This is a genomic window from Streptococcus criceti HS-6 (assembly GCF_000187975.2).
In the GTDB taxonomy this organism is placed as follows: Bacteria; Bacillota; Bacilli; order Lactobacillales; family Streptococcaceae; genus Streptococcus; species Streptococcus criceti.
In genome coordinates this window covers 864,960-890,928 of the sequence record NZ_AEUV02000002.1, presented here as the reverse complement: position 1 = coordinate 890,928, position 25,969 = coordinate 864,960, and the positions used below count along the sequence as shown (strand labels likewise).

Here is a 25,969-nt window from a genome sequence, read left to right as displayed (position 1 = left end):
ACCCTGTGATATTACTATATCACTTTGGTCAGGAAAGGTCAATAGAATTTTTGACTTTTTTTGACCTTTTTGAAAAATATTTTTTTAAAGCACAAAAACCCCCGAAATGTAGTGACCCCAAAAATTTGGACATAATAATTTAAGTGAAGGATTGCGTTCTGTATTGCACAGGACTCAGTCCTTTTAGTTTTAATTTAATACGTTTATTGTTGTAATAAGCAATGTAATCTGAGATGGCGAGCTTTAAGGCCTCAATGGATGGAAAGTCCTTCTCAAAGCCATAGAACATTTCAGATTTTAAGGTTCCAAAAAAAGATTCCATCATCCCATTATCTAAACTGTTACCCTTACGGGACATAGATGGTATTATCTTATGCTCTTTTAGAAAATGGTGGTAATAAGCGTGCTGATACTGCCAGCCTTGGTCGCTATGTAAGATGGCTCCCTGATAGATATCATCAGGGAAAGCCTCCTCAAGCATGGCTTTCAGCTGTTGTAAATTGGGGGAAGTGGATAAACTATAAGCAATAATTTCACTGTTATAACCATCAAGGACCGGTGACAAATAGAGCTTCTGGTCACTCGCTGGAATGGCAAATTCTGTGACATCTGTGTAGCACTTCTTCAGAGGTTGGGAAGCCTCAAACCGACGCCTAATCAGATTCTTAGCTTTCTTACCGACGTCTCCCTTGTAAGAATTATAGCGACGTTTGACACGGGTCCTAGCCTTCAATCCAAGCTCCTTCATCAAGCGTTGAACTTTCTTATGATTCACTTGAATTCCTTGGTTTCTTAGTTCAAGGTGAATTCTACGATAGCCGTACCTCCCCTTGTGTTCCGTATATATTTCTTGGATCGCTTCTTTTAGGTCTCTGTCTTTATCGGCTTGAGACAACCGCTTAACTTGATAATAATAAGTTGAACGGGATAAGCTAAGAATAGCAAGTAATAGTGTCAGGGCAAACTCTTCAATCAATTCTTGGATGATTTCTGTTACTCTTTGAGCCTTGCATCCCTCAAACGGAAGTCTCTCAGCTTTTTTAGCACAGCCACCTCCGCTTTCAGGTACTCATTTTCATATTGAAAGCGCTCCAATTCAGCCATCTCTTCGAGTTTTTTCTTAGGCTTCCGTCCCATTTTAGCAGGTCTCCCTCTTGATTTTTCAAGAATAGTATACCCGTTTTTCTTGTATTGCGCTATCCAATTTGGAAGCGTTCCTCGATTTGGCAGAGCATAATCTAGAGAGACTTCAAGTTGAGAGCGTCCTTGTAAGAGCACTTGATCAATCATTTCCTTTTTTAATTCAGACGGATAGTATTGATTCTTACCTTTTCTAACACTCTCTAGACCGTGCTTATCAATGAGCCTTACCATATACTTAAGACCAGATTCATTGACTCCGAATTTTTGGCTGAGCATTTGCCAAGTCCAGCCAGATTGCCTCAAGCGATAGATTTCAATTTTGTCTTCATACCGTAATTTCATAAGAAAAACACCCCAATCGTTAGATTTTTTGTTTAACTTTTGGGGTGCAGTTCAAAACAAGTGGTTCCGAAGGTCTTCTTGATTTAGCCTTTACAATAATGGGCAATGGCTTGGCTGACGAATTGAGCTATGCCTGTGCCACCAGTCTGATCAATGGTCTGGCTGAAACGATTATCAGCCACATACATTTTTCCAAGACCTGCCAGAATTTCAGGGCTGCAAGGGTAGAACGTTTCTGAGATGTAATCTTGCAAGACCTTAACTTGGGCTTGGACCTTGTCATCTGTAGGATCCAGGTCTTTCAAGCGACCGAACTCGCTCATTATAACCATCATCTCATCGGTCATTTTAGAAAAATCCTTCTGATTGGTCTTAGCCGCAAAGGCTTGATAGGCTTGGGTAGATTCCCAACGCTCCTTAGCTTCAGTTTCCAAGGCCTCCAGTTGGGACTTATCAAAAGCAGTAAATGTCATAGTATCTCCTCCATCTTGCAGACGACGAGCATGGGCCAGAACCCCTTCCAAATGGGCCTTTTTAACCTCCAAAAGCTTAATCTGCTCAGCTAGGGCTGCTTGCTGGTCATAACTCGGACTGTCCACAATCTTCTTAATTGTTTTGAGGGGAAATTCCAGCTCCCGAAAAAGCAAAATCTCTTGCAGACGGGCTATGGCCTTATGGTCATAATAGCGATAGCCATTCTCAGCCACCTGACTGGGCTTGAGCAGATCAATCTCATCATAATAATGCAGCGTGCGCACACTGACACCAGACAGCTGACTCATTTCCTTAACGGTTTTCATAAGAACCTCCTCTCTTTCGAGGATACTAAGCCGTTAGCACTCTAAAGAAAATTAGGAAGCCTAACGACAGTGACATAGCACCGAGGAAGGCTTCTACCTTGGTAGTCTTATCTGTAATTCGACTAAAGTCGAAACAGCTACCTCTCTATTTTCACAGGAGTGTAGGCCTGTCCACCTCAACTATGAGTATAGACTATGACGTAGCGGGAGGGTCAAGGGATTTTTTGAAAAAATTAAAACCACTCTGATTTATCATATTCAACAACATCAATTGCATCATTATCTTTAAGATGATTATTTGACCTTTTTTCTATAAGAGAATTATTGGGAATAACAAGTAAGTTGATTAGTAGTGTTAATATCCCCACAAATATTAATCCAATAAAAATTGAAAAAAGTGGAATAAAAGAATGATTATTCTTTAATAATGAAGGCATTATCTTTCTGGGAATCTGAAACCAAAATTGCTTAGCTAACCATTTGGGATCCTTCTTTAGTAAAACGTAATTAGTAAAGACAACTGTAATCAAAAACAGCTCTAATCTGGTAAATAATTTCTTTCCTTCCTTACTAAAACTTAATTCATAATTTCTCCATTTATCAGTAGCTAACTGAGGTAATCTATCATGTATTAATGTCAATAACAACGGGAAAAAGGACAGAAGGCCATCTGGATCCACAAAGTTTACTACCATTATATATACTAACAGTACCATACTACCAATTATCAAATAGGAAACTTCTTTTGGAGTAATTCCGTATATTGTATAAAATATCAATCTAATATGCATCATTAAAGAATATATAAATCCAATTAATAATACTGAAGAGACGAAGCTACCCATATTCCATTTTTCATCCATAACAACTACAATTGATAGAAATACATAAAAGGAAAGAAGTTCAGATGGAAGATGAAATTTGCCATTATAAAATAACAAATCCTTAAAGTGACATTTAAAACCGTCCCATCTTATATTCAAACTTGTAATTATGAAATATCGTATAAAAACAACTGCTATAGAAACAATGGTGATATAAGAATTATCCAAGTACTTGATGCAATATAAAACTCCCAAGGTTACAATATCTGCTATTATATGGGGAATTAACTTAAATTGTCTAAACCAATCAGCAAATAAGTAGAGAAGAATTTCCATACCTACGACAAAAATAAAACTACGCCAATTTCTACTTAATGAAACTATAAATACTAAAAATAGCAATACATAAGCAATAAACCGAACAATAGAATCTATTTTAGAGGCAGTCTTATTCCCCAATTTGCTAAATCTAACGATTACAATAGATTTTAACACCGCAAGAATAAGGACAATAGTCATACCGAGTAGACAACCAATATCGTACTTAAATTCAAATATAGATTTTAAAGAAATAACTTTGTTAAATAAAATCGACCATAATTTGAGAATCAAAACTGCTGCTATATCTATTCCAAAAAACACAAGAGCTATCCTTTTATACCTGGCGATTCTTTGAACTTTATCAGATGCAGCTTTGACCAACTTTTTTCTCCTGATATATCGAATGTACCATCTATCTTTATTAGTTAGAAATTTAATAATTGATTCTCTTTTGCTCTTTTCTTCCATCCAAAAGCTCCCTATCATTTAATTGTTTTAAGTATATCAAAAAGACCTAGCACTAACTAGGTCATCATAATCTCTCCTTGGCTTTACCACTTCTAGCTTCGGCTAAGCCTGCAATAATTTTATCTGACAGGTATTTGTTTTGAGAAATCTCCCAGGTTGACTGGTAGCCATCCCACTCCTTCTTTGATAGGATGACGACATCTTGCATTTCATCTTCAGAGGTAGAGGTTACTACTATCGGTTGGACAGTCCGGTTGACCTGCTTCATGTAGGCTTCTATATCATCTTTAAATTCATCAAAACTTATTGTTTCCATGTTAGTTCTCCTCTTCTATCCTCACCGGCACCCGGCCCCAGTTTTGCTCTTTGATAGCGGAGTTGCCGAGCTGGTAGACTGCGTCGGCTTTTTGGCTCTGGCTGTCCCAAGGCTCCTTGCCGATACGGCTGACCAGTTGAACTTGATTCTTGATAGTCTTGAGGTGGTCTTGGCCTTTTTGGTTGAAGCCCAAGACATGGATGGCTTGAGGCAGGGGGCTTTCTTGCGCCTGGACCAGAATATAGGTCAGAACCCTGCGGATTCTGGCCTTGGTATAGCGCTTGGTGGCCACCAGCTCCACTAATTCGTCCAGGCTGGTTACTTCTTTTATGGCTGAGCTAATGCGGCTGGCCAATTCCTCATTAACCTGAAAAATCTTAGTCAGGTCGGGATTGGTCAGAATCTGATATCTGAGCAAGGGGAAATAGTCGGCCCAGACAACCTTGCTGGCTTGTTCCAAGAACTGGCTGTCGGGAACGGTCTGGGCTAGGAAATCTCGGTCGTCCAGGTGCTTGCGAATAGCGGTCGCCGAGGCAATCTGCTCGGACTTGCTTTCGGAGTGATAACCGGCCCCCAATCGCTGGATCGGTCTGAGGGCAAGGCCTCTCTTGGCTACTGCCTTGGCATAGGCCAGCCCCAAAATATGGTTGGGGGTCTTGCCTGTAAAATTCACTCCTGCGAAGACTTCCCACATTTTCTGTGTCTTTTGCGGGTAGCTCAGCTTATCTGGCAAACTAGCCAGATAGGCTTCCATTTCCTGTGATTTTTGGGCATAGACTTGCGAGAGTCGCTGGTAGTCAATAACTTCTTCCGTTCCAAACATGAGCTGGTCAACCCCAAGTTTGGCTAAAAGGTCAACTCCCCCTTGGGCAAAGTAATCAGCCGATTGGACGGCTACCAGAAAGGGGAGCTCAACCACTAGGTCAGCTCCATTTTCCAAAGCCATCTGGACCCTGGTCCACTTATCAATCAGGGCTGGTTCGCCTCGCTGGACGAAATTGCCCGACATGGCCACGACGGTCACGCCCTGGCTCTGCTCCAGAAGGTGACGATGACCATTGTGGAAGGGGTTGAACTCTGCGATAATACCGGTAACTGTCAAGTGATGCTCCTTTCGCAAGATATAAGGGCGTTAAGAAATCCGTATAAAAATAGGAATCGGACGCAAGTGTCACTCGGACACGAGGACGATTCTCTTTTTTACTAGGATTTTAGCCCGCATTCAATTAGGTTTTTCAAGGATTTTCTGCCGAGAGAATCGTTAAATAGCTATCCAAACGCTCATTAATATATCGTGCAAAAAGATTCTCCATTGAGTTTATGCTTCCTTTGGCATGAAACTCCTCAAAAGCTTGATAATAAGCAAGCCTGTCTGTAAATTTGATATCAATTGGTGGATAACCGGCCTTCATCAACTCTAAGTTAACAAGAAGTCTTCCTGTACGTCCATTCCCATCAATGAAGGGATGAATACTTTCAAATTCGAGATGAAATCTAGCCAACTTTGCCACAATATTATCATGGCTACTAACATATCTCTCTAACAACTGCTCCATCATAGGACGAATCATATAGGGTTGTACAGACTCATTGCTAGCCCCCATAATACGAACAGGCACTTTACGATAAACTCCTCTATCATCCTTCTTATCAGACAAGACTAGATGATGAATGTCTTTAATAACTCTCTCAGTCAAAGGTTGTCCTTCAGCAACCATACTTTGAACATATTGGAAAGCTTCACGATGACCAATAGCCTCCATGTGATCTTTGAGAGGTTTCTGGTTGATTGTCAAACCACGTAACACCAAATCAGTTTCACGTAGTGTCAGAGTATTTCCTTCAATAGCATTTGAATTGTAGGTATATTCTACCGTAAATTCCTCATTAAGACGTTCTACTTCTCCGCTAGTCAGGGGACGCAAACTTGATAACTGGTCCATTTTTTTAGCAATCTGTTTTAGAAGGCTATTCGACTTTTTATAACGGCTATCAACAGGTTTCTTAGCATTTAAAGGAATTTTCCACAGCCGACCTTCATGAATAGCACCTAGAATCTTTCCTTGACTGCATAATGCCCGTACACGACGATCCGAAATCCCCCACAATTCAGCGGCCTGCTTTACTGTCATATACATAGACATCCCTCCATTCACCTCTTTATATGGTTAATATTATAGCATAGTTCGGAAGGATAGCTGATTTAACGGAACAACATTTTAGGATTAACGGAACAATAGAAAAACTCAGCACCCTTTAGTACTGAGTTAGATGGACAAGTTGAGGTTATCTTTTCTACTTCTCCGCCACGAAGAACCACCGCTGACTAGTTGGGGTGGGGTCCCGGTCTGTGAAATCTGCGTAAACCTTGCGGGTCTTAAAGCCGGCTTGTTCGAGTAGAATGTCGTAGGTCAGGATGTCATAGGTCCGCTCCTCATGGACCTCATCGTAGCGGGTGAAACGACCGTCAGCATCCTGAATAAAAAAGGTCAGCTCGTGAACCACCGAGTGGGGAGCCTCGTCAGCATAGCTATCCCAGACCATGGCAAAGTCTTCCGCATTTTCATGGTAGGAATACCCAGGGAAAATGTCATCCGTCTGATAGGTGGAGTGGACGTCAAAGATAAAGACACCACCGTCATTAAGCTGATTATAGACTTGCTGGAAGACATCACCGACATCGACCTCGTCCTTCATGTAACAAATGGAGTCCGAATAGCAAGTCACCAAGTCGAAACTGCCAGCTTGGGAAAGGTCCAGCATGTCACCTTGGATGAAGCTGATAGTCAGACCTGCCACTTGGGCTCTTTTCTGGGCCAGGCTTAACATCTCCTGACTGAGGTCTAGGCCCGTCACATCAAAGCCCGCCTGGGCGAAGCGAACTGACTGAATCCCCGTTCCGCAGGCCAATTCTAGCAATTTTTTCTTGCCCTTGGGAAAATGGCGGAGGGAAAATTCTGTCCATTGGTCATAGAGACTGTCGTCCATAATGGCATCGTAGACCGATGCAAATTTTTCATAATTCTTAGTCATGCCATACTCCATAGTAAAGAGTTAGAGACAAAAGTCTTTAAATTTTTACTTTTTCAAGATTAAACATCTTGAAAAAGTGGTTGATTGGAAGTCCTTATCCCTTGCAAAGCAAGTGATAGCGGCCAACCTAATCAACTGTGCGGAGGCGGGACGACAAAATTAATTTGACGGAATCACGATTTTTGTCCCGCTCTCATCTTATGCTAGATAAGCCGACACATCCACCATGGGTGCTTGGTGCCAGAGTTTTTCCAGATTAAAATGTTCCCGTGCTTCTTGCGAGAAGAGGTGGACAACACAATCGTTGAGGTCCAAGAGAACCCAGCCGGTCTTGCTGTCACCTTCAATATGGCTGGCATCGCCACCAGCTTCCTTAACCTTTTCACGGATATTGTCCGCAATAGCCTCCAACTGGCGGGTATTCATGGCGCTCATAATGATGAAGTAGTCAGTAAGACTGGTCAAACCGGCCAAAGCCAAAGCCACAATATCCTCCGCCCGCTTCTCATCAGCGGCCTGCACAACAATTTTCAATAGTTCATCTTTTGTCATCTATTCATTTTTCCTTTTTTAGTTTAATTTTCCTAATTTCTCTAGGGATACCAGTTTGGCAAAACGACCGTCCCATATGGCTTCATAATGCTCAATGAGTTGTTTGGCAGATAGTCGGTCTGTAGAAAATGTTGTATGCCCCTCTTTAGGAATAAGGACTTCATAGCCCAATTCAAAAGCTACCTTACAAGACGTATCCATGCGATATTGCGTTTGTAAGCCTAAAAGTATCAGGCGGTCAATGGACTCTTGCCATAAATAATCGGCTAAACCAGTTTCTTAAAAAATACTATTGAAGCCTTTATCAAAATATTTAACCCCATCGGGGAGATTGAGCTGCTCTGTGACTTGCCAACCTTCAGAACCAGGGGTCAATTCCTCATCACAATGACGAAGGCAAATAAGCTCCCAGCCTTTACTTTCTGCCAAGGTCAGACTTTCCTTTACTGTCTCAATGAATTCATCAAGACGATAGGGAAGACTAGCTATCAAAGCCTGCTGGCAGTCAATTAATATCAGTGCTGTCTTCACTGGCTAGTCCTTCAACTTCCCGACAAAGGCATTGTAGGTGTCAATGGTTTGCGGGTAGATGGGCAATTTTCGCTCAATCAAGTGGGCCAGCGTATGGGCCGTTTCGTAGGCGACGGCCTTATCTAGGGATTGCTCCGCTATTTGCCGAGCCTGGTTCACCCCAGGAAAATCACGGTTATCCTCAATATAATCGGCCACATAAACAATCTTATCCAAGGTGGTCATCTGGTGACTACCTGTCGTGTGGTCTTCAATGGCTTTGAGGATTTCAGCATCTGTCAGTCCCAAATCTTCTTGAATCTTGTAAATACCAACCTTACCATGCCAGATATTATTGCCCCAGTTTTTTAAGTCGGGGTCCAAGGAATACTTATCAATCAAGGCCAGAAAATCACTGTCTGAGAGCTCTTTGGCATAATCATGCAAGAGACCGGCCAGGCCAGCCTTTTCCAGAGAACAATCATTGAGTTGGGCCAAATGTCTAGCCGCCTGCTCCACACCCAGACAGTGCTGGAAGCGCTTGGCAGACAGGCGGTCTTGCATAAGGTCTAAAAGTTGCTGGCGGTCATAAGGACGACCTAAAAATGTCTCATACATTAACGATAAAGCCCCGCTTTCTTGATATAGGCCAGAACTGATTGGGGTACCATGAAATTAGGCGTGTGCCCCGTCTTAATCAACTCTCTGACGGCTGTTGAGGAGATGTCCATGAGGGGAACATCCACCCAAATAACGGGATAGGAGGTTCCTGCCTTGAATTTTGGTCTTTGAACACCAACAAATTGCACCAGGTCAACCAACTCATCAATCCGATGCCACTTAGGCAGGTACTCAACCATATCAGCCCCGATGATAAAGTAATAATCGGTATCGGGATTTTCCTCAGTCAGGTACTTCATGGTATCGTAAGAATAGCTAATACCCTTACGCTCCAACTCGATGGTCTCAATATCCAGACCTTCAACCCCATTGATAGCCAGCATCAGCATATTGAGACGGTGGGCCTCACTAATGGTTTCCTTCTTATCCACATGAGGGGGCAGGTATTCGGGCATGAGCAGGACCTCATCCAGCCCCAACTGTTGGCGCACCTGGTCGGCCACAATTAGATGGGCATTATGGACGGGATTAAAATTTCCGCCCAAAATACCGACCTGCTTGCGACCAGTTTCTTTAACCTCTTCTTCCAATTCAACCTTGGTGAAAGGCGTTACTAAATCCAGTGCCATAGCCATCTCCTCACGCTCTAGAAATCAACTCTTTTAGCCACCATTATAGCATAATTAGGGATAAAGAAAAAGTTGGGAAAGAGACCATTTACCCTGTAATTCCAATAAGAACAGTTTCTCAAGAAAAGAAAAAGGTGCTCTAAGCACCCTAATCTCAAATTTCTTTCACCTTCTGCGAAAGTTTGCGGTTTTCCTTTTTGGCGGATTGTTTGTAGAGGGTCAGAACTCGACCGGTTTTGGCAACGGATTGAGCGCCAATTTCTTCCTCTAAAATGTCAGCGACTTCGTGAATGTTTTCATCCGTATTCTGCAAGAGCTTGACCTTAATCAGCTCACGGGCATCAAGGGCCTGGCGAACACTGGTCTTAATCTGGTCATTGAGACCGTTCTTACCAACCTGAACGACCGGCTTCATAGTATGGGCCTGACTATTAAGAAAGGCTCTTTGTTTTGATGTTAATGTCATATTTTTTCCTTTTTATTTGTGAAAATAGCAGAGCTGGTCCAAAATTTACATGAGATTTCTTTTGACATCAAACAGATAAGACTGCTCTTGATAATCTTTGACATAGTATTTCATCTTAGTTTTCCCTTTTTGAATGATGCGATGGCCTTCTGCTTCCAGCAAGACTTTCTGAGCTTCCAGACCACCGGGATACTTGGCATTGACTTCTCCACCTGACTTGAGTACCCGCCAATAGGGTATTGACTCATCCTCCTCAGACCAGGCAACAATCAGAGTGGCTATTCCCGAGAAAACTGGAACACTGTCACTCTGCCCTAAGTAGGCCCGCAAGTCAGCCAAGGTCACCACTTTGCCATAGGGTATTTGTCGAATAGCTTTGGCATATTTATCTGGCGGAATAAAAGTTGACTGACTCATACTTTCTACCTTTCTTAGATGATGGCCTTGCGAACCATGACCCCGACACCCTCGGGAGCCCAGGCTGCAACCCTGGCGCTACCATTAACCCGAACCCAACCTAGTCCAGAAAAGACCACATCGGTTTTCCCCGTGATGGTAAATTCATGGCGGACCAATTTGGGAAAATTAGCCACTTCCTTAGCAGAAGGTGGCGTCAAAAGACTGCCAGCGTGCTTGAGGTAAAAATCATCGGCCCCCTCTAGTTTGGTGCGGTGGAGCTTGAGATTATTGTCAAAATAAGCTGTAAAGCCCTGTTTGTCACCTTCTACAAAATCAAAACGACCTAAGCCCCCTAAAAACAGGGTTTGCTCGGGATTGAGCTGGTAGGTCTTGGGCTTGATTTCCTTCTTGGGACTGACAAACTTGAGGTCCTTGGCCGACAGGTAGTGGGCCATCTGGTGGCGGTGAATAATCCCTGGAGTATCAAAGATATAAGCACCATCATCCAGCGGAATTTCAATCTTATCCAGGGTCGTCCCCGGAAAGCGTGAGGTGGTTATAACCTCCTGATCTCCAGTGATTTCCTTGATAATAGCATTGATCAGGGTTGACTTGCCGACATTAGTCACACCAACCACATAGACATCACGCCCAGCCCGCAGCTTTTCAATGCGCGCAATCAATTCCTTGATGGCCTGACCATTCTGAGCGGAAGTCAAGAGAACATCAACTGGTCGCAGGCCCTCTTCATGGGCACGCTCGGTCAGCCATTGGGTCACCTTGCCATTCTTGACCGACTTGGGGAGAATATCCTTCTTGTTACCGACTAGGAGGACATCATTGCCGGCAACAAAACGACTGAGACTGGGGATAACCGAACCGTTAAAGTCGAAAATATCAACCACATTTAGGATTAAGGCATCGCTGTCTCCCACCTCGTGGAGAAGCTTGAGGAAGTCATCATCAGAGATGGCCACATCGACAATCTCATTGTAGTGGCGCAGGCGGAAACAGCGTTGGCAATAGAGCTCGCCTGTCTCCTGACTTTTTTCAATGCTGGACTGGGGTGTATAGCCAGGAGCTTCCTTGTCCTGACTTTGAATCTTGGCCCCACAGCCGATACAGTATAATTCTTCCATTAAATTTCCTTTTGATACTTGAGCGGACCATACTTTTGGGCAATTTTTTTCATGACCCGTCGCTCTCTGGCTCGATTAAACTTGGTATTCCAAGCATCTGAGGTTACCAGAGGCTTGACCAGAATCGAACGGATACCAGCCCTATGGCAGGCCCTGATGTCGGTCATGAGTTGGTCCCCAACCATAACCACCTCTTCACGGTCAAAACCGTAACGCTCAATGGCCTGATTAATCCCACGGGTGAAGGGCTTCATAGCCCGACTGATAAAGTCCACATGGAAGGGCTCAACCGCGCGCTTGACCCGCTCGTGTTTATTATTGGAAACTACCACCACCGGTATATCGGCCTCGGTCATATCGTCCAACCACTCCCTTAGCTCAGGGGTCCCATCAGGATTATTCCAAGCAATGAGGGTATTATCCAAATCCACTAAAACCGCTGAAATCCCGTGTTTTCTCAGGCTCTCAGGCTTCAAATCATAAACAGCTTCGACCGCGAAGGTCGGCAAGTAATCTTCTAGACTCACAACTTTCTCCAAAACTAATAGTACCCCTTATTATAGCATACTTTGAAGGCGAGTTGAGGAGGAAAAAAGGGGGGAATTTGAAGGTTACCATAAGAAAGAACCTCCGTTGGATTACGTGGCCCTACGGAGGTGATTGTATTTGTGAAATGGAAGTTGATACTCAACTAATCTTGTTCAGGAATTGGTGGCATGGGATTATCAAAAAGCGATGAAAGTTCATCAACAGAACCTGCCTTAATTCAGTCTTTCATTCCTTGTTTCCAGACAAGAGTATCTGGATTAAACTGACTTTTTGTTTTCATTTGGGATAGGCTGGAGATGTCATAGGGACCATAGGCCTGACCATCAATAACTACATGATAATACCCGTTGTGCTAGTTAACACTAGCCAAAATAAAAAACTTTGCCTATCATAAACTCAGAACAACCACGAAATGAGGGAATGATAGGCAAAGCCAAGACTATTATCTCGCAAATCCACATCAAACACAAGATATCTTTTCAGTTTTGCTAACAAAAGTGAGTACACTTTATGACCGCTTCGTTCCTTACTGCGTGAGGCATCGGCGAAACGTTCACTTACAAAAGCAACCAGATGTCGTTATTATAGCTAGTTATCTCTGGGCCATTCAAGAGGGGTGCCGAACAGCCAGCTCAATTTATCGAGCCATTCGTTATAGCCTTTTTCCTAATGACTTTCCAGAACGTTCCCGCTTTTGTCGGATTTGTCAAAACCTTTCCCAAAGCATCCAACGCATGCGCTACTTTATGGTATCTTTCCTTTGTGAAACCTCTTCATTTGGCCTGATTGACAGTTTTCCCTGTGCCTTATGTCATCCCATCCGTAATCTAATACTCATCCAAAATCAAAAATAGCGGATGTCCAATTTCTACGAACAATGCTTTTTAAAGTGCTCCAATGCAAACCTCTAATCACTTCTTGTAGCTTATCAATGACGTCATTGAGACTTCTAAACATCCTGTTCTTGAAACCGCGTTTACGAATTTCTGCCCAGACTTGTTCAATTGGGTTCATCTCAGGCGTGTAGGGTGGAATGAAAGTAAACTCGATATTGTGAGGAACCTCTAAACTCTTAGACTTATGCCACACGGCATTATCCATAACCAGTACGATGTAGTCATCCGGAAACTGCTCAGACAAGCCTCGTAAAAATTCATTCATCCATTCAGTATTACAGCCACCTGCGATAAGGAAAAAGGAGTGCCCCGTATGGGCATCAACAGCCCCATAACAGTAGCGGAATTCTCGAATATGATGGCTAGCCACAATCGGACGGACGCCTTGCGGGGGCCAGCATTTTCCTAACTTACTAATGCGCCCAAAACCGGCTTCATCTTGATACATAAGACGCACCTTGTTATAACGGCGACTATATTTGAAGCGCTTACGGGCGCTCTTGACTATAGATTTTATTTTTAGACACTTCAATAACTTGAGCGTCTGCTTTCTTGGGATGTTGAGGTCTAGGGCTAACTTTGCGCCAACCGTGTCGTTTAAGGAGGGCATAAAATCCTTCGCGAGTAGTGGGATGCCCCACGCGTTTTTGATAAGCATCAAAAAGGGCTTCGATAGTAATAAATTTACCATCAATGGCTTGTTCAAACTGCTCTTTTAGGAAGGCCTGCTCTTCTTCAACGGTTAGATAAGAGCGGCGGCGGCCGCCTCGTTTTTCCTTTAAGATAGCTGAGAGGCCTCCTTCTTGATAGCGAGTGATAAGGTTACGTATGGTTTGATGAACGAGACCAACTTCTTTTCCAATAGCAGTCAAACTCTTTCCCTCATAGTGTAGGAGGAGGGCATGAAGTTTTCTATAGTGTTTATCATTTGCCTTATCTTTAAGGGCTTGTTTTAGTTCTTGTGCTTGTGCTGGTGTAATTTCTAGTGTCATGACTATATTATATCGCTATTTTTGATTTTTGTTAAGTGTTAGTTTGCGACATAAACAAGACTTTGACGCAGTAGTTGGAAGTTTTTATCCCTTGTCTCACAAGTGATAGCGTTTGACACTAACTTCGTTAGCTTTATTTACCCACTTCCATAGTCTATTCCTAGACTATCTTTGACGCTAACTCCATTAGCTCTATCTACCTACTTTGATAGTCTCTCCCCAGACTATCAAAGCAAAACCAACTGTGCGGAGGTGGGAGTACACGCAGCCTGAACCGAAAAATGAGAAAGTGAGGGCAATCGATTTCTCCCAAATACCGATTTTTGTCTCACTCCATCTCAACAGTTAGAACTAGTCTGCTAGGTACTGTAAGATATCAGCATCTAGGTAGGGTAGAAAGTTTTCTAAGTGCTTGTAGAATGGTCTGGCTAATTCTTTTTGGGATGATTTTAGCAGTTTAGAAAATCCTTCATAGGCTTCTTGGAAGCGACCAAGCTGGACACCGGCAGATAGAAGTTCAAAGGCAACCCAATAGTCATAGCTTGACTGCCAAACAAAGAGATTGGCAGTATCAGCTTCCAGATCTTTAGCCATATAGGCAAAGGCAAAAGCGAGATGGTGTTCTTGACGTTCCCGATGACTGCGCGCTAATTGATGCCAGGCTTCTGCACGTTTAGGATTAATAACCGTTGCCTGCTCCCACCAGTAGTCTGCCATCTTTAAATTACCTTGATTTTCATAGAGATTACCAGCAGTAAGGGCAGAACAATAGGCCTCTTCCGACCAACCCTCTGTCATATGAGCCCGTTTTTCAAACCAAGGAAGGGCTCGTTTAGGCTCATCTGCATCACGATAAGAACGTCCGCAATAAAAGACATAACGTGGCAATAAGTCGGGATCTTGATTATCTAGGATGGCCTTTTCCAAAAGCTGAGCATCTTTGAGATATTTTTTCTCATCTAGATTGCGACTGCCCTTCCTTCTAGAAATCAAGCGATAGGCCCCTAAGATGGTACTAATAGAAGAACCTTCTGGCAGGTCAATGAACTCATGGAGAACACCCCGCCAATAGATATCTGGGCGATTTTTGAAAAGGGAAATACGACGATAGACGGTTTCTGCAAATTCTGTTGAAAATTCTAGATAATAGGCATCTGCAGTTAAGGGGTCAGGCAAAGACAGCTCCCCTTCTATCTTATCGTCAGCATCGAAAACAAAGATATAATCTCCTTTTCCTCTGGCATGCTCAAGAGCCTTGTTCCGATTATGGGCAAAATTCTGCCATTTATCATAAAACAATTCACCTTTAATTCCTTTTTCTTTGAAGAAGGTTTTAATAATTTCTGGTGTCTGGTCTGTTGAACCCGTATCAGAAATTACCCAGTAATCAAAGGCTAGGTTGCTAACAAGATTTTCTAATGTTTCTTCAATGATATGAGCTTCATCCTTAACAATCATGTTTAAAACAATCTTGGTCATTACTTACTCCTTAGCTACTAGTATTTCAAGTCTTGATTTTCCTGTAGTTAGACCATCGCCATAACGTTTAGGCACACAAACACTGACGGCCCTATCTTTGACAACAGCCTCATACTCGCAGATAAAACGCTCAGGGATATAGCGTGGGCTCAAATCGTCATTAGGAAGTGGACTAATCTGACTATACAAGCGCCAGGTAAGTTTCTGTCCGTCTTCATAATTTAAATCAATTCTCTTATAATAACCACCCTCGTCACAACCAATGTGGGTGATATCATAATTTTCTCCAACTGACGTTATCGGATGAGCCTCAAAAAAGCCAAACAGGCGGTCGCTAGCATAGAGATCTTGCCGGACATACTGCCAGATATAGTCCCTTAGGAAGAATTGATCCGCAAAGCGTGGATGGAGTGAAGTGGTCTGCACATAGGTAAACATCTTTTGCGAAAACTGGGGAACACTACCTGCCAAAGCCCCCCATAAACCTGCCATAATCAACTCAGTATGAGCACCCGAATCACGAATGGTGTGAAACCGACGACCACTCTTTACCCACTCCTCAACGGTTGTTGCTTCACGTCTTGAAATAACAGAATCCGCATCTCTAAAAATGACATAGCCAGCATTTGGATCTTCTAGGGCTAAAAATCGCCACATGGTGGGTGGCAGTTTTTTCATCTCGGGTGTTGCATAGATTATTTCGGCTTTATGGGCTTCTAGACGAGCTAGGGTTGATTGTGGCACCGTCTCATCAACATAGAACCGGCAACGCCAGTCGGGATAAAACTCATCTACCAATTCCGCATTTAACACCGCTGTTTCATTATAATCAGGGCTAGCGCCATAGAGCGAAAAACTAATGATATTTTGTTTACCTTTTAGGGATATTTTGCTAGGTAGCTGAGGGGGAACCTTATTATTTGCACAGCTGACCTCATCTCGAAGTTCCAGAGCTTTTCGACCATATTGCCCAGCAGGCTCCCAATCGTATAGTGCTCCAAAAGCGTGTGCCAATACATCATGTGAATTGATATGCTTTGGCTCAATACTAATACACAGTAAGGCATACTCAATCGCTTTAACCCAATCCTGTAAAAAAATTGAATAGGTTGCAATATCAGATAGGACTTGAGGAATATTAGGAAGAATGCCATTGATTTCAAGAGCTAAGTCACGAGCTTGTTGGTATTCTTTACGTCTTGAATGTTGATAGGTAATAGCAAGCAACTGCTTAACCAAGGCTTCTTTCTCTTCTCTAGATGTAATAACTGCCATTGTCCTCTCCTTATTTGCTTCTATTTTACGTTTTACGAATAATACCGCCCCTGCTATTTTATCACATTTCTTTGAATTTTAATAATTCTATCATATTAATTTTAATTAAAAAAGGGAGCAGGACAGACAATCATGATGACTTGGCTCTCACCAACAACTAATACTCATTTAATTTCAAAAGCTAATTTTTTGATAGTTTCTAAAATAGTGCGGACGCAAGCGACTTCCTTGGGAATGCCATTGCTAATTTTTGAGCCTAAGTCTCAAAAATCCCGTTATGAGAGTGGGACAGACGTCTATGATGGTTTCCCACTCACCCACAAATAATGAAATCTTTGAAGATTACGTATAAAAAGTCCTCAGGTTCCTTAGTTTGTGAAGTAACCATCATTGTCGCAACTTTTTCACCTACTACTTGTGTTCAAAAGCTTATTTTACGACTTTGTCTTAATGGAATTAAACTTCCCCTTCACGTTTTTTTCTAGCTAAACCAGTTGTAGCTACTAACAGTAAACCTACACCTACTAGACTTGCTAGACCATTGTCTTGCTCCCCAGTTGCTGGTAGTTGGTTGGCCCCTTGCTTAGAATTAACTACTGGGGTTGAATCACTTGGTCGACCTGTTAGAGACATAGATTTGCTAGATTTACCTAGTTTAGTAGGTTTGTAAGACTGACTTGAACTATTTAGTTTATCAGAAATAATTGGCGGAAGTGGTGGTAATGGTTTATTGGGATCACTTGGTTTGCAATCACATTTCCCATCTTTACCGTCATGGACAGTCACGCGGGAAACTTCCTTACCATCGCCATCTCTAGTAATGATGGTATAAGTGCCGTCACCGTTATCAACAACCTCTACCGATGGTGATTTAGCATCCTTGCCATCACGAACTGTTATTTCTGAGATGTTACCATCTGTATCAGTAATAGTGATGGTGTAAGTACCGTCACCGTTATCAGTTACAGTTGCACTGACTGACTTACCGTCTACGCCATCACGACCTGCAGCTCCTGTGGCTCCCGTAGCGCCCGTTGCTCCTGTTGCACCATCTCTTACTGTGGCGGTTGTCGTTGAGCCATCTGCGTTGCTAATGATTATCACTTTCGTGCCGTCGCCATTGTCAGTTATAGCAACACTTGGTGAAACACCGTCAACACCATCACGACCTGCAGCTCCTGTGGCGCCATCTTTACCATCTACCACAGTCGCACTGGTCCGTTCATTATCAGATATAGTACCATCGCCATCTTGGTCATAGCCAGTAGTAATGACTTTGGTGCCATTGCCATTATCAATTACAGTCGCCATAGCTGACTTACCATCTATACCATCACGACCTGGTGCACCGGTAGCTCCAGTATCTCCTTTTTCACCTTTGATTGTTGCAACACTGAAGTTTGAACTTATCTCTTGACCGAAAGTATCAGTATAAGTGACTGTATAATTACCGCTACCGTCAGAAGTAATATTCATCGTAGGAGCTTTCAAATTCAGTGAATAAGTAATGACGTTATTCACTTGTTCAATATTGAGACCATTACCTGCTTGGAATGTGACCGTATTATTAGAAACCTTATATTCTTCAGGACCTGCTGCTGTTGTATGAACATTATTTTGTGTTCCTGAACCCACTATTCCTGTGTTGATACTCCAAGCCAAATTGTTAGCCACATTATACAATTGGCTACCATTGATAGCATCCGTAGATGTTGCTGTAATTTGACCTGCGGCTACATTTGTAAGTTGACGCTCTTGTCCTGTCTGACCAATAGATACGACGCTCGTTGGGGCATTCCCAGCAAAACCACTATAAGAAATGCCATTAACTGTGGCAGAATTGGTTGCTACTGCGGCAGAAGTCGTACTATTAGCACCTAAAGCTACACTATTTGCATGGGTTGCACTCGCAGTTGTACCAATAGCAACTGCGTTGTTAACACTGGCATTAGCAGCATTACCGATTGCTGTTGAATTCTGACCAGAAGCATTAGCTTTGAGACCAACAGCGATAGCTTGTGCTGCATTAGCATTAACCTCACGACCGATGGCGATAGTGTTGACTTGTGATGAATTTGCCTTCCACCCCATAGCAATTGCATCTGTTGCACTGGCTTTACTGTCACGGGAGATGGCAATTGCTCTAGTTCCACTAGTTTCAGCGAGATAACCTATTGCAATACCCTGCTCTCCTCCTGTGCCAGTAGCTGCATCTGCCGCTAAGTTTTTAGAACTCCAGCCGATAGCAATAGATTGAGCTGTTGCGGCGTTAGAACTTTGTCCGAGGGCACTACTACTTGTGCCTAATGCTTTGGCATTGTGACCGAGTGCGGTACTACTTAATCCATTGGCTTTGGAAAGATGACCGATAGATACTGCATTGTCTCCTTGGGCTTTAGCAGCACGACCAAATGCTAAGGCACTTATACCAGAAGCAATCGTACTTTCACCTAAAGCGACTGTACTTGTACTTGTCGCTTGAGAAGCTGTACCAATCGCAACTGCACTTTTATCAGTTGCAACTGTTGCTGAACCTACTGAGACTGCATTATCTCCCGTTGCACTTGCAGCCGCACCCACTGCCATGTTTCCTGTGGCACCTTCGTTGTTATAGTTAGTCTGTTGCTTCCCTTTATCCTCCACGCTGAAGTAGTGGATGTCATTTGAAGGGAAAGCACGTAGGACCGTATTTCTTGCCACCAAGGCGGATGAATCAAGGGTTGAAACAGTGGCATCAAGAGTATTTTCAGTAACACCTGCCGTAATGACTGGTAAACCAGAATTTTCCTGATGAGCGACATATAATTTGGTTTCTGTCACATAGGTTACAGCACCTGTACCAGCAAATGTACCATCTGGTTTAGTTGCTTGACGACTGGCTTGCGACAAAATAGTATAGTTTTCTGCTAATAGCGGGCTACCTTCAATCTTGCCTGTCGTAGCATTGGTGGAATGAGAGTGGGACAGAAATCGATTTCCCTCACTCTCTTATTTTCTGGTTCGGGGCTACGTGTACTCCTACCTCCGCACATTGGTTTTGCTTTGATAGTCTGGGGAGAGACTATCAAAGTGGGTAGATAGAGCTAACGGAGTTAGTGTCAAACGCTATCACTTGTGAGACAAGGGATAAGAACTTCCAATCAACCACTGTGTCAATGGTTGGTGACCTCTCAAATTAAGGAACCTGAGGACTTTTTCCCAGCCCCAACGGAATTTTGGAGACTTAGGCTCAATCTTAGCAATGGCATTCCCAAGGAAGTCGCTTGCGTCCGCACGACTTTAGAAACGATCAAAAAATTAGCTTTTGAAATTAAATGAGTATTAATCGTTTTATTGGCAGTGTTTTTAATTAAAAAAGGAGAGGAACAAATGCTCCTCTCCAAATGTTAGCTTTTATTCACCTGCTACTTGTGTTTAAAAGCTAATCTCATGGCCTTTGCTTAATGGTAATTAAGCATCATCCTTACGTTTTTTAGCAACTAGTCCAGTCATCGCTACTAGCATTAGACCTACTCCTACTAGACTTGCTAAACCATTGTCTTGCTCACCAGTTGCCGGTAATTGGTTTGCCGCCTGCTTAGCTACTGTAGCTGAAGCACTTGGTTGGCCAGTCAAGGTTACTGGTTTGCTTGGTTGACTTGGTTTGTTAGGAGTTGGTTTGTTTGGCCTACCTGGTTTATTAGGTTTGCTTGGCTGACTTGGTTTATCCGGTTGCGTTGGTTTGTTCGGCTGACTTGGTTTATCCGGTTTGTCAGGGGTGATTGGCGGAAGAGGTGGCAATGGCTTATCAGGATCACATGGTTTGCAATCGCACTTACCATCTTTACCATCTTTACCGTCTTTACCATCTTTACCGTCACGAACGGTTACGCGGGAAATTTCCTTGCCATCGCCATCTCTAGTAATGATGGTGTAGGTTCCATCGCCATTATCAACAACTTCTACTGATGGTGATTTACCATCTTTACCATCAACACCGTCACGACCATCTTTACCGTTGCGAACTGTCACTTCTGATGTCTTACCATCTGCATCGGTAATAGTGATGGTGTAAGTACCGTCACCATTATCAATCACGCGAGCTGTGGCTGACTTACCATCTTTACCATCTGCACCTGTAGCACCATCCTTAACGGTTGCTGTTGTGGTTGAGCCATCAGCGTTGGTAATGGTAATAGTCTTAGTGCCGTCATTGTTGTCGGTCACGGTTGCGCTAGCTGATTTACCATCTGCACCTGTAGCGCCATCCTTAACAGTAGCTGTTGTCGTTGAACCATCAGCGTTGGTGATGGTAATGGTCTTAGTGCCGTCATTGTTGTCGGTCACTGTCGCACTGGCTGACTTACCGTCCTTACCGTCCTTAACAGTGGCTGTTGTGGTTGAGCCATCAGCGTTGGTGATCGTGATGGTCTTAGTACCGTTATTGTTGTCGGTCACGGTTGCGCTGGCTGACTTACCGTCCTTACCGTCCTTAACAGTGGCTGTTGTGGTTGAGCCATCAGCATTGGTAATGGTAATAGTCTTAGTACCATCATTGTTGTCAGTTACGGTTGCGCTGGCTGATTTACCATCTTTACCGTCTGCACCTGTGGCTCCGGTGGCACCTGTTGCGCCATCCTTAACGGTTGCTGTTGTGGTTGAACCATCAGCGTTGGTGATGGTAATGGTCTTAGTACCGTTATTGTTGTCAGTTACAGTTGCGCTAGCTGACTTACCATCTTTACCATTCGCACCTGTTGCTCCAGTGGCACCATCCTTAACGGTTGCTGTTGCGGTTGAACCATCAGCGTTGGTGATGGTAATAGTCTTAGTACCGTTATTGTTGTCAGTTACAGTTGCGCTAGCTGACTTACCGTCCTTACCGTCCTTAACAGTGGCTGTTGTGGTTGAGCCATCAGCGTTGGTAATGGTAATAGTCTTAGTACCGTCATTGTTGTCGGTCACAGTTGCGCTAGCTGACTTACCATCTTTACCATCTGCACCTGTAGCACCATCCTTAACGGTTGCTGTTGTGGTTGAGCCATCAGCGTTGGTAATGGTAATAGTCTTAGTACCGTCATTGTTGTCGGTCACGGTTGCGCTAGCTGATTTACCATCTGCACCTGTAGCGCCATCCTTAACAGTAGCTGTTGTCGTTGAACCATCAGCGTTGGTGATGGTAATGGTCTTAGTGCCGTCATTGTTGTCGGTCACTGTCGCACTGGCTGACTTACCATCTTTACCGTCGGCACCTGTGGCTCCTGTGGCTCCTGTTGCGCCATCCTTAACAGTTGCCGTTGTCGTTGAACCGTCGGCGTTGGTAATCGTAATGGTCTTAGTGCCGTCATTGTTGTCGGTCACAGTTGCGCTAGCTGACTTACCGTCCTTACCGTCCTTAACAGTGGCTGTTGTGGTTGAGCCATCAGCGTTGGTGATGGTAATAGTCTTAGTACCATCATTGTTGTCAGTTACGGTTGCGCTAGCTGACTTACCATCTTTACCATTCGCACCTGTTGCTCCAGTGGCACCATCCTTAACGGTTGCTGTTGTGGTTGAACCATCAGCGTTGGTGATGGTAATAGTCTTAGTACCGTCATTGTTGTCGGTCACGGTTGCGCTAGCTGATTTACCATCTGCACCTGTAGCGCCATCCTTAACAGTAGCTGTTGTCGTTGAACCATCAGCGTTGGTGATGGTAATGGTCTTAGTGCCGTCATTGTTGTCGGTCACTGTCGCACTGGCTGACTTACCATCTTTACCGTCGGCACCTGTGGCTCCTGTGGCTCCTGTTGCGCCATCCTTAACGGTGGCCGTTGTGGTTGAACCATCAGCGTTGGTGATCGTGATGGTCTTAGTACCGTTATTGTTGTCGGTCACGGTTGCGCTGGCTGACTTACCGTCCTTACCGTCCTTAACAGTGGCTGTTGTGGTTGAGCCATCAGCATTGGTAATGGTAATAGTCTTAGTACCGTCATTGTTGTCGGTCACGGTTGCGCTAGCTGATTTACCATCTGCACCTGTAGCGCCATCCTTAACAGTAGCTGTTGTCGTTGAACCATCAGCGTTGGTGATGGTAATGGTCTTAGTGCCGTCATTGTTGTCGGTCACTGTCGCACTGGCTGACTTACCGTCCTTACCGTCCTTAACAGTGGCTGTTGTGGTTGAGCCATCAGCGTTGGTAATGGTAATAGTCTTAGTACCATCATTGTTATCAGTTACAGTCGCACTAGCTGACTTACCATCTTTACCATCCGCACCTGTGGCTCCGGTGGCACCATCCTTAACGGTTGCACTGGTACGCTCGTTATTAGATATCGTGCCATCGCCATCTTGATCATAGCCAGTAGTGATTACTTTGGTACCATCTGCTTTAGTCTCAACAGTCGCCATAGCAGACTTACCGTCTTTACCATTCTTACCGTCTTCACCCTTATCACCTTTTTCACCCTTGATTGTTGCAACAGTAAATGGTGCTTCAGAGTATTGACCAAAGGCATCTGTATACTTGATTGTATAGCCACCTTTACCATCACTAACAACTTCAAGTTTTGGTTTTTGAGTATTTACAGAATAAGTGATAACATCGCCATTTTGTTCAATATTGAGATAGTTACCCGCACGGAAGGTTACTTTATCACCACTATGAACATCCTGATTATCAGGAGCAACATCTGTATCATGAACTTGTGTCTGTGTACCAGTACCAGCAGTACCTGTGGTTACTGTCCAATGAGAGTTCTTTTCAAATAGATACAATTGAGAACCATTAATAGCATCTGTTGACTCTTCACTAACAGCACCCGCTGCCACATTCTTGATTTGACGTTCATGATCTTTAGAACCAACTGAAACTTGTGAACCTTCTTCAATCGCATCAGAAGAACCAGCAAATCCAGAGTAAGTAATACCATTAACTGTGGCTTGAGTTTCACGAGTTGCGGCTGCATCAGTCTTAGAGTCAGAACCAATAGTTGCTGAATTATCATAAGTAGCTGAGCCACCTGTACCAATAGCCGTAGCATTAGTAGCAATCGCCTTACTTCCTGAACCAATAGCAGTTGTATTATACCCATCTGCACCACTTTGAGCACCAATAGCCGTTGAGCGATAGTCATTAGCTGAACTATTACCCCCAATAGCTGTGGCTAAAATACCTGTAGATTTGGCTTGTCCACCAATGGCAGTGCCATATTCTCCATTAGTCTTAGCATAATATCCAACATTGACAGCCGAACTACCGTTGGCAGAACCTTGGTAACTAATATTAATAGCACCAACTCCTGAAGACTTGCCACCAAGAGCAATTGCAGAGTTGTCACTAGATGTTGAACCATTACCAATAGCAATTGCATTTTCACCATTAGCAGTTGTGTGAACACCAATGGCAACCGCACCACCGTTATTAGCTGGTACACCTGTATTAGTCTTCGCATGATAACCAATAGCGGTATCATACTCATGGTTAGCTTCAGAGAAATCTCCAAGTTTCATCGCACCATCAACACCATCTACTGTTTCAGGATTCATAATTGCCCTAAAGACAGACTCACCTGTTTGGACGTTAGTTGGTTGAACTGGTGCAATAGTTGGGTTGGTTGCAGCAGTCGCAGTCAGTGTTACCCTAGGTACAGCTTGTCCTTGAGTGACTGCCTTAGCGACATAGAGATGACTTTCTGTCACATAAGTAACCGCACCAGTATTGGCATAACTGCCATCAAGATTGGTCGCAGCTACACTAGCTTGAGAAAGAATAGTATAAGTCCCTGGTTGAGTAACCTGCCCTGTTATCTTTCCAGTTGTTTTATCATAAGAAAGACCTTCTGGAAGACCTTGTCCCATGATAGTTTGTCCATTGACAATAGCACTGTAGCTAAAGTTAGTAGCAGTTGCTTGACTACCTCCATTAACAGCTATACTGCTAATCGCATGACCTGCAAAAACAGCCTGATCACTCTTTGGTAATGCGTTAACATCAAGGTCAAAGGTTGTGGTAGCAGGTGCATCCTTACCAACCTGCGCTCTAGCTGTAATGCTATATTGACCAGATTGAAGAACAGTTCCTTCAATTTTTCCAGTTTCAGCATTAAAGGTTAAACCTGCTGGAAGCCCAGCTTGTTCACCGGCAAGTCCTTCTTTAGTATAAGTGAAAGTTACTTGTGCCTTTTTATCGTCATTAGCATCTTGTGAAACTTCCGCTTCTTTACCACTCTTGGTTACAGTAATAACAATTGGACGAATATTGCTAGCTTCATTAATAACTTGATAATTACGGCTAGCTGTAATATTTAAAGAACTTTGAGCATTCCCACCAAGCTGCTCTGTAACATCTTGTGTATCTTGAATTTGTACACTTGACTCACCATTTGTCGCTGTTGCAACAGCTGAATTATCAATACGTTTTACATAAAAATCAATGTACTTTGTCTTCTTTAACTCAGAAGCAACAACACCTTGTGTTGATTGACCCCAATCTGACAAAGTATAGCCATAAAGAGATGGCAAACGTAGGTTTGCTGACTCAATGACCATCTTAATATCAGCTTCATTTGTTGGAACAACGACAGACTTAGCTGGTGTTTGAGTAACTAAAGTCTTTGTTCCATCTGGATTTTGCTCAAAATAACGGACTTTATAAAAAATATAGGTATTATCCTTATCTTGAGCAACCGTTTTGGCAGTTTCTACCTGTGGTGTTTCTGCTTGATTAACCCCTTGAGAATCTGCCTTTTCCTGAGATTTACTATCAGCGGCTGAACTTGTAGTTGTATCAGCTGCTGATGTAACTACTTCTTCCCCATTTGTAGGAACTGAGTTCTCTGCTTGTGTTTGACTACTTGGTGTCGTTGTTGTAGCAGATTGATCAGGCAACTCAACAGTAGTTGTTGAACTATCTGGAGCATTAGCCTGCACTTGTTCAGTTGCCGACGTATTTGCTGGCAACTGCGCTTGTTCCTCTGCCATAACTGCGCCTGAGGTAAACAAGCTAATACCAATCAAAGCAGACGCCGCCCCGAACTTAAATTTCCGGATTGAGAAATACTCTTTCTTTTGAATCAAGTATTTCTGCTTTCTATGTTTTGCACCCATAGAATAACTTCCTCCCTTTTATTTATTCAACTCCCAAAATTTCTCCCTTTAGGATAATCCCACTTATCTTAGTGCTATGTTACACATTTTATCATAAAATTACAATAATTTTGATATAATTTTGATATTTTTCAAATAATTTTATACTC

20 protein-coding genes and 2 pseudogenes are annotated in these 25,969 nt (G+C 43.3%); 1 reads left to right on the top strand and 21 read right to left on the bottom strand.

What is annotated here, in order from left to right:
- Positions 1-139: 139 nt before the first annotated feature.
- The 16 genes and pseudogenes from STRCR_RS11650 to STRCR_RS12500 all read right to left on the bottom strand — a co-directional run bounded on the left by STRCR_RS11650 (position 140) and on the right by STRCR_RS12500 (position 12,440).
- Positions 140-1,485 (bottom strand): IS3 family transposase gene (locus STRCR_RS11650; protein WP_100207981.1). Its coding sequence is split into 2 segments (ribosomal slippage): positions 140-1,035 and positions 1,035-1,485, totalling 1,347 coding nucleotides; the frame shifts between segments, so codons are not numbered across the junction.
- A gap of 83 nt (positions 1,486-1,568) precedes the next feature.
- The gene (locus STRCR_RS04285) at positions 1,569-2,285 is read right to left on the bottom strand and encodes a MerR family transcriptional regulator (protein WP_004227025.1); all 717 of its coding nucleotides are present in this window, start codon (positions 2,283-2,285) and stop codon (positions 1,569-1,571) included.
- Positions 2,286-2,518: 233 nt separating this feature from the next.
- Positions 2,519-3,898, bottom strand: a complete 1,380-nt coding sequence (locus tag STRCR_RS04280; protein ID WP_004227830.1) for a hypothetical protein — start codon at positions 3,896-3,898, stop codon at positions 2,519-2,521.
- 64 nt (positions 3,899-3,962) lie between these two features.
- Positions 3,963-4,214, bottom strand: coding sequence for a type II toxin-antitoxin system Phd/YefM family antitoxin (locus STRCR_RS04275; protein ID WP_004229345.1), 252 nt, complete (start codon positions 4,212-4,214; stop codon positions 3,963-3,965).
- A gap of 1 nt (position 4,215) precedes the next feature.
- Positions 4,216-5,316, bottom strand: a complete 1,101-nt coding sequence (locus STRCR_RS04270) for a nucleotidyltransferase (RefSeq protein ID WP_003048841.1) — start codon at positions 5,314-5,316, stop codon at positions 4,216-4,218.
- A 133-nt stretch (positions 5,317-5,449) separates the two neighbouring features.
- Positions 5,450-6,352 (bottom strand): Fic family protein, encoded by a 903-nt coding sequence (locus tag STRCR_RS04265; protein WP_004226836.1) that lies wholly within the window; start codon positions 6,350-6,352, stop codon positions 5,450-5,452.
- Between the two features lie 157 nt (positions 6,353-6,509).
- On the bottom strand, positions 6,510-7,247 hold the full coding sequence (locus STRCR_RS04260; RefSeq protein ID WP_004228952.1) for a class I SAM-dependent DNA methyltransferase: 738 nt from the start codon (positions 7,245-7,247) through the stop codon (positions 6,510-6,512).
- Positions 7,248-7,445: 198 nt separating this feature from the next.
- Complete coding sequence (gene rsfS / locus STRCR_RS04255) at positions 7,446-7,799, bottom strand: ribosome silencing factor (RefSeq protein ID WP_004229939.1); 354 nt, start codon at positions 7,797-7,799, stop codon at positions 7,446-7,448.
- Positions 7,800-7,817: 18 nt separating this feature from the next.
- A pseudogene (locus STRCR_RS04250) lies at positions 7,818-8,330 on the bottom strand (isochorismatase family protein).
- Between the two features lie 3 nt (positions 8,331-8,333).
- A complete protein-coding gene (yqeK, locus tag STRCR_RS04245; protein WP_004229402.1) occupies positions 8,334-8,927 on the bottom strand; it encodes a bis(5'-nucleosyl)-tetraphosphatase (symmetrical) YqeK in 594 nt (197 codons plus the stop codon).
- On the bottom strand, positions 8,927-9,559 hold the full coding sequence (locus STRCR_RS04240) for a nicotinate-nucleotide adenylyltransferase (RefSeq protein ID WP_004225366.1): 633 nt from the start codon (positions 9,557-9,559) through the stop codon (positions 8,927-8,929). Before STRCR_RS04240 ends, yqeK begins: the two co-directional genes overlap by 1 nt.
- A gap of 154 nt (positions 9,560-9,713) precedes the next feature.
- The gene (yhbY, locus tag STRCR_RS04235) at positions 9,714-10,025 is read right to left on the bottom strand and encodes a ribosome assembly RNA-binding protein YhbY (protein ID WP_004229864.1); all 312 of its coding nucleotides are present in this window, start codon (positions 10,023-10,025) and stop codon (positions 9,714-9,716) included.
- Between the two features lie 45 nt (positions 10,026-10,070).
- Entirely contained in the window at positions 10,071-10,442 is a 372-nt protein-coding gene (locus STRCR_RS04230) for an MGMT family protein (protein WP_004228909.1), read from the bottom strand.
- A 14-nt stretch (positions 10,443-10,456) separates the two neighbouring features.
- Entirely contained in the window at positions 10,457-11,563 is a 1,107-nt protein-coding gene (gene yqeH, locus STRCR_RS04225; protein ID WP_004227056.1) for a ribosome biogenesis GTPase YqeH, read from the bottom strand.
- On the bottom strand, positions 11,563-12,090 hold the full coding sequence (locus STRCR_RS04220; RefSeq protein WP_004225942.1) for a YqeG family HAD IIIA-type phosphatase: 528 nt from the start codon (positions 12,088-12,090) through the stop codon (positions 11,563-11,565). The genes yqeH and STRCR_RS04220 overlap by 1 nt, the downstream gene beginning before the upstream one ends.
- Before the next feature lie 239 nt (positions 12,091-12,329).
- Complete coding sequence (locus STRCR_RS12500; RefSeq protein ID WP_081478772.1) at positions 12,330-12,440, bottom strand: DUF4339 domain-containing protein; 111 nt, start codon at positions 12,438-12,440, stop codon at positions 12,330-12,332.
- A 145-nt stretch (positions 12,441-12,585) separates the two neighbouring features.
- On the opposite strand from STRCR_RS12500, the pseudogene STRCR_RS12495 reads away from it, so the two are divergent.
- A pseudogene (locus STRCR_RS12495) lies at positions 12,586-12,942 on the top strand (IS982 family transposase); the annotation flags it as partial.
- A 4-nt stretch (positions 12,943-12,946) separates the two neighbouring features.
- Here STRCR_RS12495 and STRCR_RS11635 read toward each other — a convergent pair.
- The 5 genes from STRCR_RS11635 to STRCR_RS11970 all read right to left on the bottom strand — a co-directional run bounded on the left by STRCR_RS11635 (position 12,947) and on the right by STRCR_RS11970 (position 25,820).
- Positions 12,947-14,000 (bottom strand): IS630 family transposase gene (locus STRCR_RS11635; RefSeq protein WP_100207980.1). Its coding sequence is split into 2 segments (ribosomal slippage): positions 12,947-13,558 and positions 13,560-14,000, totalling 1,053 coding nucleotides; the frame shifts between segments, so codons are not numbered across the junction.
- Positions 14,001-14,351: 351 nt separating this feature from the next.
- Positions 14,352-15,479 carry a glycosyltransferase gene (locus tag STRCR_RS04205; protein WP_004227927.1) on the bottom strand — a complete coding sequence of 376 codons (1,128 nt, stop codon included), beginning with the start codon at positions 15,477-15,479 and terminating at the stop codon, positions 14,352-14,354.
- Positions 15,480-15,482: 3 nt separating this feature from the next.
- Positions 15,483-16,754, bottom strand: coding sequence for a tetratricopeptide repeat protein (locus STRCR_RS04200; protein WP_004227413.1), 1,272 nt, complete (start codon positions 16,752-16,754; stop codon positions 15,483-15,485).
- Positions 16,755-17,210: 456 nt separating this feature from the next.
- A complete protein-coding gene (locus STRCR_RS04190; RefSeq protein WP_004227179.1) occupies positions 17,211-19,643 on the bottom strand; it encodes a collagen-flanked surface repeat-containing protein in 2,433 nt (810 codons plus the stop codon).
- A 561-nt stretch (positions 19,644-20,204) separates the two neighbouring features.
- Positions 20,205-25,820, bottom strand: coding sequence for a collagen-flanked surface repeat-containing protein (locus STRCR_RS11970; RefSeq protein ID WP_004228292.1), 5,616 nt, complete (start codon positions 25,818-25,820; stop codon positions 20,205-20,207).
- Between the last annotated feature and the right edge of the window lie 149 nt (positions 25,821-25,969).